Source organism: Streptomyces sp. R302, assembly GCF_012927245.1.
Lineage (GTDB): Bacteria > Actinomycetota > Actinomycetes > Streptomycetales > Streptomycetaceae > Streptomyces.
Genome location: NZ_JABBGE010000002.1, coordinates 390,240 through 403,155, shown reverse-complemented (window position 1 = coordinate 403,155; position 12,916 = coordinate 390,240). Strand labels below are relative to the sequence as shown.

The window sequence follows — 12,916 nt, the reverse complement described above, 5'->3', positions numbered from 1 at the left end:
GTGCTCGCCCAGGCAACCCCCTGGCACGCCCACGCCCTCCAGCGCACCGCCGCCGGACTCGCCGAACCCCTCTCCGTGCCTGCCCGGATGGAATGGACCACGAGACCCGGCCAAGGGCCCGGCGCCGAAATCCTCGGCCCCGACCTGCGCGGCAAGCGACTCCTGGAAATCGGCTGCGGCCCCGGCCACAACGCCGCCCACCTCGCCACCCGCCACGGCGCCCACGTCACCGGCGTCGACCTGGTCGGCCTCCAAGTTCGCCGCGCCCGCTCTCACTACGGACGGCTGAACAACCTCACCTTCGTCGCCGGCCACGCCCTGCACTACCTGCACGCCTCCGACGAGCAGTTCGATGCGGTCTACTCGGTTTTCGGCGCCGTCGGGCTCGTCGCGCCCGAGCTCCTGCTCCCGGCCATCGCCCAGCGCCTCACGCCCGGCCGGGTGCTCGCCTTCTCCGTCCCGCACCCGCAGCGTGGCGGCCGAAGCCCCTCGGGCGACGACCGGCCTCGTCGCGACCACGTCACTCTTCCCGATCGCACCCGCCTGCCCATCGCCCGCTGGGAGTTCTCCACGGACCGGTGGGAGAAGCACCTCAGCCAGGCGGGCTTCTGGCTCACCTCGGCCCAGGAGTTCCACGACCCCCGCATGGGCCACTGGCCCACCACCCTGCTGATCCGCGCCCGCAAGCTCTGACATCCGCGTTCATCCAGACTATGGAGGACCGATGCGCCCGCCCTACCTGCTCCTCGACATCGACGGCGTCCTCATACCCTTCCCCGACGAGCACGGCTCGACCCCGGCCACCCACGCCCGCCATGACGTCGTCCCTGCCGGCCGCAGCGCCGACAACCCGGTCACCGTCTGGCTCGACCCCGACCACGGCCGCCTGCTCATGGACGTCATCCGCACCGACTTGGTCACTCCGGTCTGGTGCACCAGCTGGCGGCAGGACGCCACCACCCTCATCGGGCCCCTTCTCGACCTCCCGGCCCTGCCGTGCGTCGATCTCCCACGTCCGCAGATCACCACCAGCCACCCCAACGGCTACCTGTGGAAGCGCGACCACGTCGACGCCTGGCTGGGTGACGCCCCCGCCGTCTGGATCGACGACGACTTCACTGGCCTCGACCACGCCTGGGCGGAGGAGCGTACCGCCCGCGGAACGGCGACCCTCCTCGTGCAGCCCAACCCACACCTCGGGCTGCAGCCCGACCACCTGACCGAGGTGACGAAGTGGGTCGCGCAGTTACCCACAGTCCGAGCCGCCTGACGACTGATGCCCTCGCTGTCACGAGCAGCGAGGGCACCAGGGTGGGCTGTGGCACCCGACTACCTGGGTGCGGGCAGAAGTCGAGACTCAACTCAGGCGGGGCCCACTGTCGTGCCGACCTGAGGATCGGAGACAGCCGCCCATCCCGCGCCGAGTGGTCAGGCGGATCGTCGAGTTCCAGCGACCGGAGTAAGGCCACGACGGTTAGACAGAAGAGCTACGTCCTTCGGGTTGGAGCTCCGGTGGAGCCCCTTGAGAACGGCCTGTTGGGTCTCTGGCGTCCAGAAGATTCGCAGACGCTCACGCGCCCGAGTGACGGCCGTGTAGAAGATGCTGTGTGTGATGTCATCTTCGTTGGCGTCGGTGATGACGATCTTGACGGAGTCGTACTCGAGGCCCTGCGCCTTGTGGATCGAAACTGCATAGGCCACCTGAAACGGCACGGTGGTGTTCAGCGAGTCATCGTCCTCGTCGCTGATGTCGTAGTCGTAGACGGAGAATCGCACAGTCGCGTCCCCCATCCATTCGAGTTCCTCACCGTCAACGTCGAACTCGCTGACCGTTCGATCGAGTTCGACGTCGAACTGGATCCGGCCAGGGAAGCGTTCGATATCGACAATTCGGCCCTTCAGATTGTTGTAGATCAGCGGCCGGAATCGCTCAGTCTCGTTAAAGAGAACCGGATCGCCGACCTTGTACGTTGAGACGCGCCAAGTGGTCGCTGCGCCAGGGTTGCTGCTCTGGAGAAAGCGGTTGATGTTATTGATTCCGTAGAGGCCATCGTAGTTCAGACACAAGATGATCTCGTCGTCGCGCTGGGCTTCGAAGAGTGTCTTGTCGAGCACGGTCGAGTATCCGTTGCGAGCCATCACCTCGGCGATGTCATCGTCAGTGTCTCGGACCTTACCCCAGAAGCCTAGGAGCGATTCGTTCTTGGTTCTGAAGGGTGTTGCCAGTTCGAACACCGACGCGATCGGGATGAAGGATCGGATGATGCCGAACCAGTTTCCGAACTGGATCGACTCAATCTGGTAGACGTCGCCTACGAGTACGAGTAACTTGAAGGACGTTTTCTCCAGCACCTTGAGAAGGTCAGTGTTGCTGACCGTGCTGCACTCATCGATAACCAGGAGGTCGTACTCCGGATCCAAGGCGCTTCTGTAGATCTGGCTACTGATCGTCCGGAAAGTCGAGTTCTGCGCATTCACCTTGCGCTTGAGGTTGTCGATCGCCGGGTTGGTGTGCGCGAGAAAGAGTTTCTCCTTGTCGTTGAAGTAGTTCGCGATGTGGTCCACCATCGTCGACTTTCCAGTGCCGGCTGCGCCGTAGATCAACGCCACATGCGACTGGCTGAACAACCTCTTGAGCGCATCCTTCTTGCCCTCGTCGTCGATGCCGCGAGGTGTCTCATCGAGCCAACGCTCGACGGCCTGGCCGTAGCCGTCGATTCCGGACGATGCACGCTCCTGGAGCTTCTCGACGATGGCGACGGTGTCGTCCTCGTACCCACAGATAAAGACGTGCCCCTTGTCCAGTACGAGCCGGCGATCCTTGTGCTTGTAGTAGAGCTTGTTGTTGTAGGCGGAGATCAACTCGTTGACATCTCCGAGCTCCATGAGATCGGCCTGGGGTGTGTAGAGGATTCCGTGACGCTCCACGTTGTTCTTCACACGCCGAGCGAGTAGTTCGTGGCTTCGCCCGGTCACACCGAGGCTCTCAACGAGATCCCAATACCGCGGATTGTGCCCCGGCAGTGAGGTGCAGAGCGGCATGGTGTCGAACGGGATGCAGCCATACTGTAGTTTCATCCCGGAGAGGCGGCCGCAGCCTTCCCAGGAATACTGCGGCTTCAGAACCTGGTTGTACATCCGCAGCATTAGATAACGGATGACGTTGTGACCCGGAGTAGCTGACCTCACGATGCGGCGTGCTTCATCCAACACGGGGAAGATCTGCGGCTTGCTGGCGCCGGCCGTGCCTGTCGCCTTCGCCCTCGCGTACTCGTCGTCAGGCATGTCAATCAAGTCGAGCAGGTTGCCCGAAGTCGCGGTCAGCCCACGCATCAGGTAGCGGTACTCCGGAGAGTTAGTTCGAATGGTGGTGTCGACATCCAGAAGACGAGCGAAGTTCTTGAACTCGCACGGACGGATGGAAACTTCCCATTCACGGATGATTGTGATCGGCATCGACTGGCCGAGTACCTCGATCGAGTCGCTTTGGAGCGAAAGCATCGCCGCGTACTCGTCGGTCATATCGATGTCGGTGAAGGCGATGATGCGGTCAAACTTGCTCACCTTATTGACAGCTCGATAGAAGGTGACCTCATAGTAGATGCGACCTCCGACGAAGAATGGGCGCGTCTTGTGGATGTAGTACCGGCCTCGTGCCCCGGTGTCCGGCGTCGGACGAACCAACTCGATCCTCGCGGCGATCTTCTCGTGGTACTCCCGCAGCGATGGATCGAGGTCGACTGGGAATGCCTCGAGATTCGCCAACGCTGCGATCCCGCAGCTGTCCTTGAGTAGGCTGCGGATGCGATGGAGGTACTCGTAGTACTTGAGCATCAGTCGCTCGGAGGAATCCCCGTCCAGGGTGTAGTGGGAGGCACTCATCTGGATGAGCTTGTGGAACTTGCCGAGGAAGTTGAGCTTTGCCTTGCCCTTGACGAAGGCGAGTCCGGGCTCTACAGCCGCATAATTGAACTCGGCGTCAGGCCGGCCAGTGTGAAGACGTACCGAAACCCCCTCGACCAGATTGCGGAGCTGGGCGAGGATATTCTGTGAGAGCAGTGCCCGCTGGTCGGTGAGCGACGCGATATTCCGGCAGATTGCCTCATCCGCACTCTTGATCTGTTCGTCAACGGTAGTCACGAGCGATTATCCTGCCCTTTCGGTGCCCCAAACTGCCGAGGCACCGCCTTCTCCAGGAATTCCATCAGTCAGTGCCTGTCTGTCGATCCGTTGCGTGCTGACTTTGGCGTTTGACGTCACGCAGTTGGGTACGAGGGCGGCCATCATAGCCTCGAACTGCATGGCGCTGCAGCGGAATTGGGAATGCAGCAGTTCGTGGACGACGACCTAGTCCTGAAGTCCTCCGCCTCCGCGGTGAGATCCTCCGCGGGACCACCCCCTCGGGCGCGGAGGGGCCCCTTGCCCCATTCCCTCGGGGAACAAGACGCACTGGGGTGGTTGCATCGGCCTCCGCCCAACCGGTCCTTTCGTCGGCATTCTGGCTGTCAGAGACCGGTGCAGCTGCTCACCATGCGGCCTGATGCACCCGCTGCTTCGAGCTAGGTCGAAGCAGCCTGGCGCGAGTCTGGGACAGAAGGACAGATGCCCCCGCCACGACGCGTGGCGAGGGCATCTGACCGGGCGTCAGCGGTGCCGACTGCGCTCTTCGGGCCTCGTGGCCACTGGGGTGGCCGGAAGGTGTGGCGTGGCGGAGACGGACGATGTTCCGCTGATGGTGCTTCGGCTGCGAGCCGCTTGCGTCCGCCGGTTCGGCTGAGCCGTGATGCGCCAGTTGAGGACCTCGGCGGGGTGCTCGGCGCTGTCGAGTTCCCGCTGGGTGCCCACTTCGGCCAGGAGGCGGCGGGGGTTGTGGCCGGCGGCTTCGGCTTGGGCGAGGGTTGTGGTCAGGGCGGTCCAAGTGGGGTCGGCGAGGATCCGGTCAGCGTGGCCGGGGAGGGCCGCGCGAATGTCCTGCTCGTAGCGGAGGGCGGTTGCGGCTCGCGGTGCCCGGCGGGTTAGGTCAGCCAGGACGGGTGGGGCGGCTTGCTGATAGCCCGCGTTTAGGTGGCGGAAGGCTTCTTCGGCTGCTGCCGCCTGCTGTTCGTGGCCGCGTTGCTCGTGCCACTTGGCGGCGGCGCGGGCCAGGTGGACGGTGGCGAAGAGCAGGGCGATGGCGAGTCCGCCCGGCTCGTTGGAGGCGTAGGCGAGTTCCTTGGCGGCCTTGCGTAGGGCGGTGGCGGCCTGGTGGTCGGCGCGGGTGGCGGAGCGGCGGGCGCGGTTGAACGCCATCGCCGCCGCTCGTAGTTCCGCCCTGTGTGGGCCGCTCGTGGCACTGGCGATGTTGTATAGGGCGTCGCCGAAGGCGGCGAGGTGGCCCTGGGCGGCGGCATCGTCATCGGAGTCGAGGACGGTGCGTGCTGCGTGCATGGCGGTGGTGGTGTGGCGCCATGGGTCGGCGGGGTCCGCCATATACCGGGGGCGGTCGGCCATGTCCTGGTCGGGGAGACGTTCGCGTAGGCGGTTGATGGAGAGGTCGGGGGCGAGTTTGGAGCCGCCGTACCAGACGGGTTCGCCGGCCGCGTTGGTGTCCCCGGGTGCAGAGAGGCTGTAGCCGATCACGTCACCGGTCTCAGGACCGAGTCGTGTCTTGACCTTGATGCCGAGGGACTGGAGCACGGTGAAGTAGTCGGCTTCGCTGTGTACGGAGGCGGCGACCGCGTACGCCTGCTCGCGCAACCACTGCCGTGCCGTGACCGTCTGGCCCTGGCGCTCGGCCTTGGCGCGTTCGGCGCCGGTGGGAGTGCGGGGCGCGGTGAGGTCTCCGGACTTCAGGCGGCGCAGGCCGAACTCGGCCTCGATCTTGCGGCACTCAGCTTGGGCCCGCCGTCCGTCGTGGTGGGTGCGCGGGCGGCGCCCGTCGGCGCGGACGGTGGTGGCCATGACGTGGATGTGGTCGTCGGCATGGCGCACCGCGATCCACCGGCACGCCTTCTCGTCGCCTTCAGGGGCGATGCCTGTGGCGTGAACAATGCGGCGGGCGACCTCTGCCCACTCGGCGTCGGTGAGGTAGCGGTCGCCGGGCGCGGTGCGGACCGGGCAGTGCCAGACGTGCTGGGGTGGCTTCTTGCCGCCCAGTTCGCGGGTGCGCAGGTCGACGTGGTGGTCAAGGCGCTTGGCGAGCTGGGTGTAGGTGGCTGCCGGGTCGCGGCCCGGGTCCGGGGCGCCGGCCATGTCCCAGGCGGCGACGATGTGCGGGTCGGTGTGCTCGTCTCGGCGGCCGGGGCCGAAGAGGTAGACGATCAGTCCGCGGGTGTCGGAGCCGGTGGAGACGTCAGGAACCATGCGCGGTGCCTTCCGTCAGGAGCTGGTCGATCAGTCGGTAGCTGTTCTCGGCTGCTTGCTCGACGCGGTCCAGCACGGCCTCGGCGCGCTCGGGCACTCTTCCTCGGTGGATGGCTGCGGTGATCTGGTTGAGGTTGCCGCCGATGCGGTTGAGCGCGACCGTGTGTGCCTCGACGGCCTCGATCAGCGGGCGGACTGGGTCGTCCTCCGGGCTGCCGATCATGCCGGCCTTGCCGAGGGCGACGGCGAGGGCGGCGTCGCCGACGAATCCGGCGAACTTCTGACCGCGCTGGTGAGCTGCGGCGCTGATCACGCTCACAGCGGTCCGGGTGAAGCGGATGGTCTTCTCCTGGTCGCGCTTCTCCACGGTGCGCTTGCGGTTCATCAGCGCGGGCAGGACGGGGGCATCAAGGTCCCGCCAGGAGGGCTGCTCGACGGGCGGTTGGACATCGGCCGGCGGCTGAGTGCTCGGGGCGACGGAGTCGGCTGCGGGCGGGCAGCCGGTCTCGGCTACACCCTTTTCCGGCTCGGGCGCCCCCTGGCGCTCGGCTTCCTCCTCCGCCACCCCTGGGGCGGGGGCAAGCGCGGACGAAGCCTCGTTAGAGGCTCGTTCGCTCCAGCTTGCTGCTGATCGGCGGGTCAGGCCGAAGAATCCCTTGCGGCGGCGGGTGGGGGCGTTGTCGGTGCTCGTTTCGGGCATGGTGGTGCTCCGGTGGTGGTGTGGGGTGGGGCTTCGTCACGTCCGTCGCATCCGTCCCGTAGCTGGTCAGGATAGGTACGGAGACGGTCGCAGGTACGGATGCGACGGATTGATACGGAGCTGGTGTCAGCGCGTGGGCCTGGGGCCGGCAGGCCCGCCGGGCGGCCCGATGGGCAGCGCCCCGGATGGCGGGGCGGGCGGCTTGCCCGGGACTCGACGTGCGGGCACGGTCTCCGCTGCTGCGGGTGCCGGTGGGGCGGAGTCGGGGCAGTAGCGCGCCCAGGCGTCGAGGAACTGGTTGCGGGCGTACGCCTTCGCCTGCCTGCCGTTCTCGAAGCGGTGGTTGGCCGGGCTGATGCCGAAGTCGCGCAGCAGGTTGGCCAGGTGGTAGGCGTTCAGGCCCTTCGTCCCGTACTCGGCCCACGGCGCCTCCGCGTCCTGGAGGAGGGCGGCGAGCAGGTCCTGGCTGCGCAGGGCCTCCTTGTGGCCCTCCTGCTCGAAAACGCGGCGGACGTCCCGCAGCAGCCGCGTCTTCAGTGTCGTCTGCTCGTCCTGGACCACTTCGTTCCTGGTCATCGCCAGGCAGGCCGCACGGGCCTGGGCGGGCCAGTGGCCGCTGGCCAGGTCGGCGACGATGGCCAGGGGCTCCCACGTGTCGGCGGCCCGGTCCTCGACCGGCATCTGCGGAACCGAGCCCTCGGCAGTGCTCCGCAGCGGGGCCAGCCAGGCGGTCAGCCGGTCGCGCAGCGCGTTCAGTTCCGGAACGGAGTACCGCGACCGGAATGGGGCGATGCGCTCGCCCGGTTTGCGCTTCTGCATACGGAGCACGACCGCGCGGTCCATGATCGTGTCCGGCAGGTCGCCGATCCCGGCGAGCGCGGCCATGGCAAAGGTGGGAAACGCCGTCGGCTTGTGCTCCGGGCCGGAGATTCGCCAGGCGGGCCGGTTGCGCTGGTGCCCTGCGTTCAGCAGGCCGCGTAGGTCCTCCTTGTCGCCGGCCTTCGGGCCGAAGATGGTGTCGGCCTCGTCCACCAGCAGCGTCGGCGGGTTCTTGCCGATGACGCGGAACACCACCGCGGGCGACGTGTTCACCGTCATCATCGGCTGGTGCACGGTCTCGTGGAGCACGTCCAGGACGCGGGACTTGCCGCATCCCTTGGTCGGCCCCACCACCGCCAGCCGTGGCGCGTGCTGGAGGGCGGGTTGGATGTGGGAGGCCGCCACCCACAACGTGACCGCCGTCAGGGCCTCGTCGCTCGGCAGCACCACGTACCGGCCGATCGCCGCGCGCAGGTCGTCCAGCAGCACGGCTCCTTCGTCGGCCGTCTCGCCGCCCGCACCGGCGCGGTCCCCGGTCCCCGATCCGCCGTCGGGGACCACGGTCCCCGTAGATGCGTGGGGACCGTGGCCCTCACCACCAGTTCGGTCTACGGCGTGCTCGTCCGGGATTCGGGGACCGGGTACGGGGATCGGCGGACTGAAAGTCTCCGCCCGGTCCCCGGCTTCCGCTCCGGCGGGACCGGTCCCCAGGGCGCTGACCTGCACAGGTATCGCGCTGGGGGTGTTTCGGTCCCCGACCGGAAAACCCGACCGTGACTCCGTTCGGTCCCCGTTGCGCCAGGGGATGCCCTGGCCGGGGACCGCGGGGGTGGGCCAGACAACCTCGGATGCGTTCGAGGTGGCGGGGGACGTAGGGTCCTCCATAGACGTTCCTCTCAGGTGAGGGACGGGACGGGCAAGGTCCCGCCTCTCACCAATTCGTTCGTTCAGGGATGGGCGACGTGCAGGGGAATCTCCGGCCCTCGGCGTTGGCGCGCCGGGGGCCGTTGCTGCGTCCGGGGCTGCCAGCGGCTCATGAGGCCAGGCCCCACTCGTCTCGGCCGTCGATCAGCGTCCGCTCGTAGCGCAGCAGCTCGGCCTCGGGGTAGAGCACCCGCTTGCCGACCTTGATGCCGCGCGGCCCCTTCTTGATCTGGCGCCAGTAGCGGACGGTGCTTTCGGCTGTGCGGTAGCGCTCGGCGACCTCGGTGGTGGTCAGGTATCGCATGCATTCCCATTCGGCTAGGTGGCGATTCGATCTGCATAGAGTTGTACCCCGGGATCGCCGGTTAACCAAATCGGGAAGCTCATGTTTCAATTGGGATAGCGATGTGATGATGGAGGTTCGATGGCAGGCGACAGGCCCGAGGGCGACGAGGTGCCGCTGCTCTACAGCGAGGGGAACGTGGCCGCGCGTGTGGCGCTGGAGCGCGAGGTCAGAGGGTGGAGCACGACCGAGCTGGCGGAGCGGGTGACCAGAGCCGGCGTCAAGATGAACCAGACGGCGGTCTGGCGTATCGAGAACGGCACCCCGCGCCGGCGCATCAATCTCGACGAGGCCCTCGCCTTCTCCCGCGTCTTCGAGCTTCCTCTTGAAGAGCTGATGTCCCCGCCCCTGGAGGGGCTCGACATCGACAGTCGGCGGCTGGTCCAAGAGGCCGTCGAGGCGTTCTACGAGGCCCGCGACGCGCGCGACCGCCTCCATCACGCCGTGGTCGCCATCGCCGACCACATCAAGGCCCATCCCGACAGCTCGCGGGCGATCCACGAGCAGTGCCTCCGCCTCATGGGCGACGAGCGCGACGCTCGCACGCTCAGCAACGACATCGCGGACGGCGGCCACTACTGACAACCGACACGAAGGAGTGGCCACTTGGCCAACATCCAGAAGCGCCCCAACGGCAAGTGGCGGGCCCGCTACCGCGATCTCGACGGCAAGGAGCACGCGCGCCACTTCGAGCGGAAGCTCGACGCCCAGCGGTGGATCGACGAGGTCACGGCCAGCATGGTCACCGGCCAGTACGTCGACCCGCGCGCCGGCCGAGTCACCTTCGAGAAGTACGCCGAGAAGTGGGAAGGCTCGCTCATCGCCAGTGAGGCGGGCGAGCGCATCACCGACAACGCGCTCCGGCTGCACCTCGTACCGGCGCTGGGTGCCCGCTCAATGGCCGCGATACGCCGCAACGACATACAGGTGCTCTTCAAGCACCTCTCCGACCAACTTGGCCCCGGCAGCGTGCGGAACGTCTACGACGTCCTCGTACGCGTCATGACGGCGGCCGTGGACGACAAGATCATCGCCTCCAGCCCGTGCCGCCGGATTACCCTCCCCGCCATGCCGGACGAGGAGGTCACCCCGCCCACGGTCGAGCAGGTCGAGGCGATGGCACGGGTGATGCCGCCGTACATCCGAGCGGCGATCGTCACCCTCGCCGGATCAGGGCTCCGCATAGGCGAACTGCTCGGCCTGAAGGTGGCGGACGTCGACTTCAAGGCCGGCGCCATCCGCGTCGAGCGGCAGCGGCTCCAGTCCGGGAAGATCGGCCCGCCGAAGACCGCCAAGTCCCGGCGTACGGTCCCGGTCGGCGAGGTCGTCACCGACGCGCTCCTCGCGCATCTCGCCGCACGTCCGTCCAGGGAGTGGCTGTTCACCATGGAGGAGGGCGAGCCACTCAACTACCGGCGGTGGAAGACCGAGTGGAACGGGGCCCGCAAGGCGCTCCAGGCGGCTGAGAACGGAGCCGCCGAGCGCGAGGGCCGTAAGGCTGTCGAGCTGCCGCACATGGTCACCCACGACCTGCGGCACTTCTACGCCTCCGCGCTCATCGCCGGCGGGGCGAGCGTCAAGCAGGTGCAGTTGGTCCTCGGGCACGCGTCCGCCGTCATCACGCTGCGGATCTACGCGCACCTGTGGCCGGGGGAAGAAGACCGCACCCGGGCCGTCATGGACGCCGTGCTCGGCGGCCTGCGGACCGGGTGCGGACATCTAAGCGGCGCGGCCCGCGAAAGTGCAGGTCAGGCCGCCTAGAGGGAGATCAGGCCTTCTTGGTCTCCCAGAAGATGCGGTCGATCTCGGCGATGAGCTCGAGGGCCTTCTCGCCGGTCTTCGGGTCGGTGGACGCCTTGGCGGCCGAGAGGGCCTTCAGGGTGTCGTTGACCAGCTGGTTGAGCTCGGGGTACTTCTCGAAGTGCGGGGCCTTGAAGTAGTCGCTCCACAGCACCGAGACGTGGTGCTTGGCGAGCTCCGCGCGCTGCTCCTTGATGACCGTGGCGCGGGCCCGGAAGTGCGGGTCCTCGTTCGCCTGGTACTTCTCCTGGACAGCCTTGACGGACTCGGCCTCGATGCGGGCCTGGGCCGGGTCGTACACGCCGCAGGGGAGGTCGCAGTGGGCGCTGACCTTGACCTTGGGGGCAAACAGGCGGGAGAGCATTGAGCCGTCCTTCCTCGTGATCGTCTTCTCAGGTGGGAGATTACTCGGTGAGAAGGGCGTTTTCGCGAGCGCCCCTGGGGCTTAGGGCAAAAGTCCGGGGTCAGGATGGGACTCGTGTACGAGTGGACGAGTCGGTGAGGGGAGCGGGAGTGGAGCGGGAAGCCACCGCGGCGGCCGAGGCGCCGTTCGGGTTTGCCGAGGTGACAGGGGTGTCGATGGTGCCCACGTTGCTGCACGGGGATCAGGTGCTGGTGCGGTACGGGGGGCGGGTGGGCCTCGGTGACGTCGTGGTGCTGCGGCATCCGCTCCAGCAGGATCTGCTCGTCGTGAAGCGGCTGGTCGAGCGGCGGGACGCCGGGTGGTGGGTGCTCGGGGACAACGCGGACGCCGAGGGGGACAGCCGGGTCTTCGGGGCCGTACCGCCCGAGCTGGTGCTCGGGCGGGTGCTGGGCCGGTACCGGCCGGTGACGCCGGGGCGTCAGCGTTCGGCCGGGGTGGTGCTCTCCTGGCTGTTCTCGGCGGTGCGGCCGGTGAGGTCGGCCCGCTCGGCCTCCAGGCGCTTGCGGGCCCGGTAGGCGGCCACGTTGGCCCGGGTGGCGCAGCGGTCGGAGCAGTAGCGCCGGGAGCGGTTGGTGGAGGTGTCGAGGTAGGCGTTGCGGCAGGGCGGGGCCTGGCAGAGGCCCAGCCGGTCGGCGCCGAACTCCGTCAGGTGGAAGGCGAGTCCCATCGCGGAGATCGCCGCGTACCCGGCCGTGGCGTTGGACGAGTGGTCGGCGAGGTGCATGTGCCAGCGGGGCCGCCCCTCGTCGTCGAGGTGGTCGTGGCCGGAGATCTGCGGGCTGACCGGGAACTCCAGGAGGAGGGAGTTTAGGAGGTCGACCGCGCCGGTGTGGTCGCCCTCGTCCGCCGCCGCGAAGACGGCCCGGAGCCGGGTCCTGATCGCGCGGAAGCGGGGCAGGTCGGCCTCGGTGATCCGGCGGGCCATCTGGGTGGCCGGGCCGAACAGTTCCTTGAGCACCTCGACCGTGGTGAGGCCGTCCCTGCCGCGGGCCGGCTCCTCGGTGTTGACGAGGCGCACGGCGTAATCCGAGTAATAGGCCAGTTCCACTTGTAGTCCTTACGGTGGCGGGCTAGGGTCGGCGTCGAGGGGGTAACTGGTGTTTCCCCTTCGAGGGTATTACGTTCTCGGGTTTTCTGTGGCGTCGACGACGACGGAGGGTACGGGCATGAGCGACACCGACTGGGCGGGCTGGCAGCGGAGCTGGGACCGTCAGCAGGAGTGGTACATGCCGGACCGCGAGGAGCGGTTCCGCGTCATGCTCGACATGGTCGAGGCGCTGGTGGGGCCCGAGCCCCGCGTCCTCGACCTCGCCTGCGGTACGGGAAGTATCACGGACAGGCTCCTCCGGAGGTTCCCGGGCGCGGTCTCCACGGGTGTCGACCTCGACCCCGCGCTGCTCGCCATCGCCCGCGGCACCTTCGAGGGCGACGGGCGCGTCACCTTCGTGACGGCCGACCTCAAGGACCCCGAGTGGACGAAGGCGCTGCCGTACGACTCGTACGACGCCGTCCTCACCGGGAGCGCCCGCAAAACGCACATGCGTGCGGGAGCGGAGTTCGCGCA

At 67.5% G+C, this 12,916-nt stretch carries 12 protein-coding genes and 1 pseudogene; 6 read left to right on the top strand and 7 right to left on the bottom strand.

Annotated elements, in window-relative coordinates:
* Both HHL19_RS07635 and HHL19_RS07630 read left to right on the top strand, forming a co-directional pair.
* Complete coding sequence (locus tag HHL19_RS07635; protein ID WP_169086920.1) at positions 1–693, top strand: class I SAM-dependent methyltransferase; 693 nt, start codon at positions 1–3, stop codon at positions 691–693.
* 31 nt (positions 694–724) lie between these two features.
* Positions 725–1,270: an HAD domain-containing protein gene (locus HHL19_RS07630; RefSeq protein WP_169086918.1), complete on the top strand. Its 546-nt coding sequence runs from the start codon at positions 725–727 to the stop codon at positions 1,268–1,270.
* Positions 1,271–1,428: 158 nt separating this feature from the next.
* On the opposite strand, the gene HHL19_RS38430 is transcribed toward HHL19_RS07630, so the two are convergent.
* The 5 genes from HHL19_RS38430 to HHL19_RS07605 all read right to left on the bottom strand — a co-directional run bounded on the left by HHL19_RS38430 (position 1,429) and on the right by HHL19_RS07605 (position 9,089).
* A complete protein-coding gene (locus HHL19_RS38430) occupies positions 1,429–4,140 on the bottom strand; it encodes an ATP-dependent RecD-like DNA helicase (RefSeq protein WP_169086916.1) in 2,712 nt (903 codons plus the stop codon).
* A gap of 504 nt (positions 4,141–4,644) precedes the next feature.
* Positions 4,645–6,342 carry a mobilization protein gene (locus HHL19_RS07620; RefSeq protein ID WP_169086914.1) on the bottom strand — a complete coding sequence of 566 codons (1,698 nt, stop codon included), beginning with the start codon at positions 6,340–6,342 and terminating at the stop codon, positions 4,645–4,647.
* A complete protein-coding gene (locus tag HHL19_RS07615) occupies positions 6,332–6,907 on the bottom strand; it encodes a hypothetical protein (RefSeq protein WP_169087583.1) in 576 nt (191 codons plus the stop codon). Before HHL19_RS07615 ends, HHL19_RS07620 begins: the two co-directional genes overlap by 11 nt.
* Positions 6,908–7,168: 261 nt before the next feature.
* Positions 7,169–8,422: a DUF3631 domain-containing protein gene (locus HHL19_RS07610; protein WP_169086912.1), complete on the bottom strand. Its 1,254-nt coding sequence runs from the start codon at positions 8,420–8,422 to the stop codon at positions 7,169–7,171.
* A 472-nt stretch (positions 8,423–8,894) separates the two neighbouring features.
* Positions 8,895–9,089 carry a helix-turn-helix domain-containing protein gene (locus HHL19_RS07605; RefSeq protein WP_169086910.1) on the bottom strand — a complete coding sequence of 65 codons (195 nt, stop codon included), beginning with the start codon at positions 9,087–9,089 and terminating at the stop codon, positions 8,895–8,897.
* A gap of 120 nt (positions 9,090–9,209) precedes the next feature.
* Here HHL19_RS07605 and HHL19_RS07600 point away from each other — a divergent pair, with 120 nt between their 5' ends.
* Both HHL19_RS07600 and HHL19_RS07595 read left to right on the top strand, forming a co-directional pair.
* Positions 9,210–9,710: a helix-turn-helix transcriptional regulator gene (locus HHL19_RS07600; protein WP_169086908.1), complete on the top strand. Its 501-nt coding sequence runs from the start codon at positions 9,210–9,212 to the stop codon at positions 9,708–9,710.
* Positions 9,711–9,734: 24 nt separating this feature from the next.
* Positions 9,735–10,889, top strand: coding sequence for a site-specific integrase (locus HHL19_RS07595; RefSeq protein ID WP_169086906.1), 1,155 nt, complete (start codon positions 9,735–9,737; stop codon positions 10,887–10,889).
* A gap of 7 nt (positions 10,890–10,896) precedes the next feature.
* Here the strand turns inward: HHL19_RS07595 and sodN are convergent, their stop codons facing one another.
* Entirely contained in the window at positions 10,897–11,292 is a 396-nt protein-coding gene (gene sodN / locus HHL19_RS07590; RefSeq protein ID WP_030207400.1) for a superoxide dismutase, Ni, read from the bottom strand.
* 149 nt (positions 11,293–11,441) lie between these two features.
* Between sodN and sodX the strand changes: the two genes are divergently transcribed.
* Positions 11,442–11,867 carry a nickel-type superoxide dismutase maturation protease gene (gene sodX, locus HHL19_RS07585; protein ID WP_346768530.1) on the top strand — a complete coding sequence of 142 codons (426 nt, stop codon included), beginning with the start codon at positions 11,442–11,444 and terminating at the stop codon, positions 11,865–11,867.
* Here sodX and HHL19_RS07580 read toward each other — a convergent pair.
* The gene (locus HHL19_RS07580) at positions 11,771–12,400 is read right to left on the bottom strand and encodes a CGNR zinc finger domain-containing protein (RefSeq protein ID WP_169086902.1); all 630 of its coding nucleotides are present in this window, start codon (positions 12,398–12,400) and stop codon (positions 11,771–11,773) included. The two genes, sodX and HHL19_RS07580, sit on opposite strands and share 97 nt — an antisense overlap.
* A gap of 118 nt (positions 12,401–12,518) precedes the next feature.
* On the opposite strand from HHL19_RS07580, the pseudogene HHL19_RS07575 reads away from it, so the two are divergent.
* Positions 12,519–12,878: pseudogene (locus HHL19_RS07575) on the top strand (class I SAM-dependent methyltransferase); the annotation flags it as partial.
* Between the last annotated feature and the right edge of the window lie 38 nt (positions 12,879–12,916).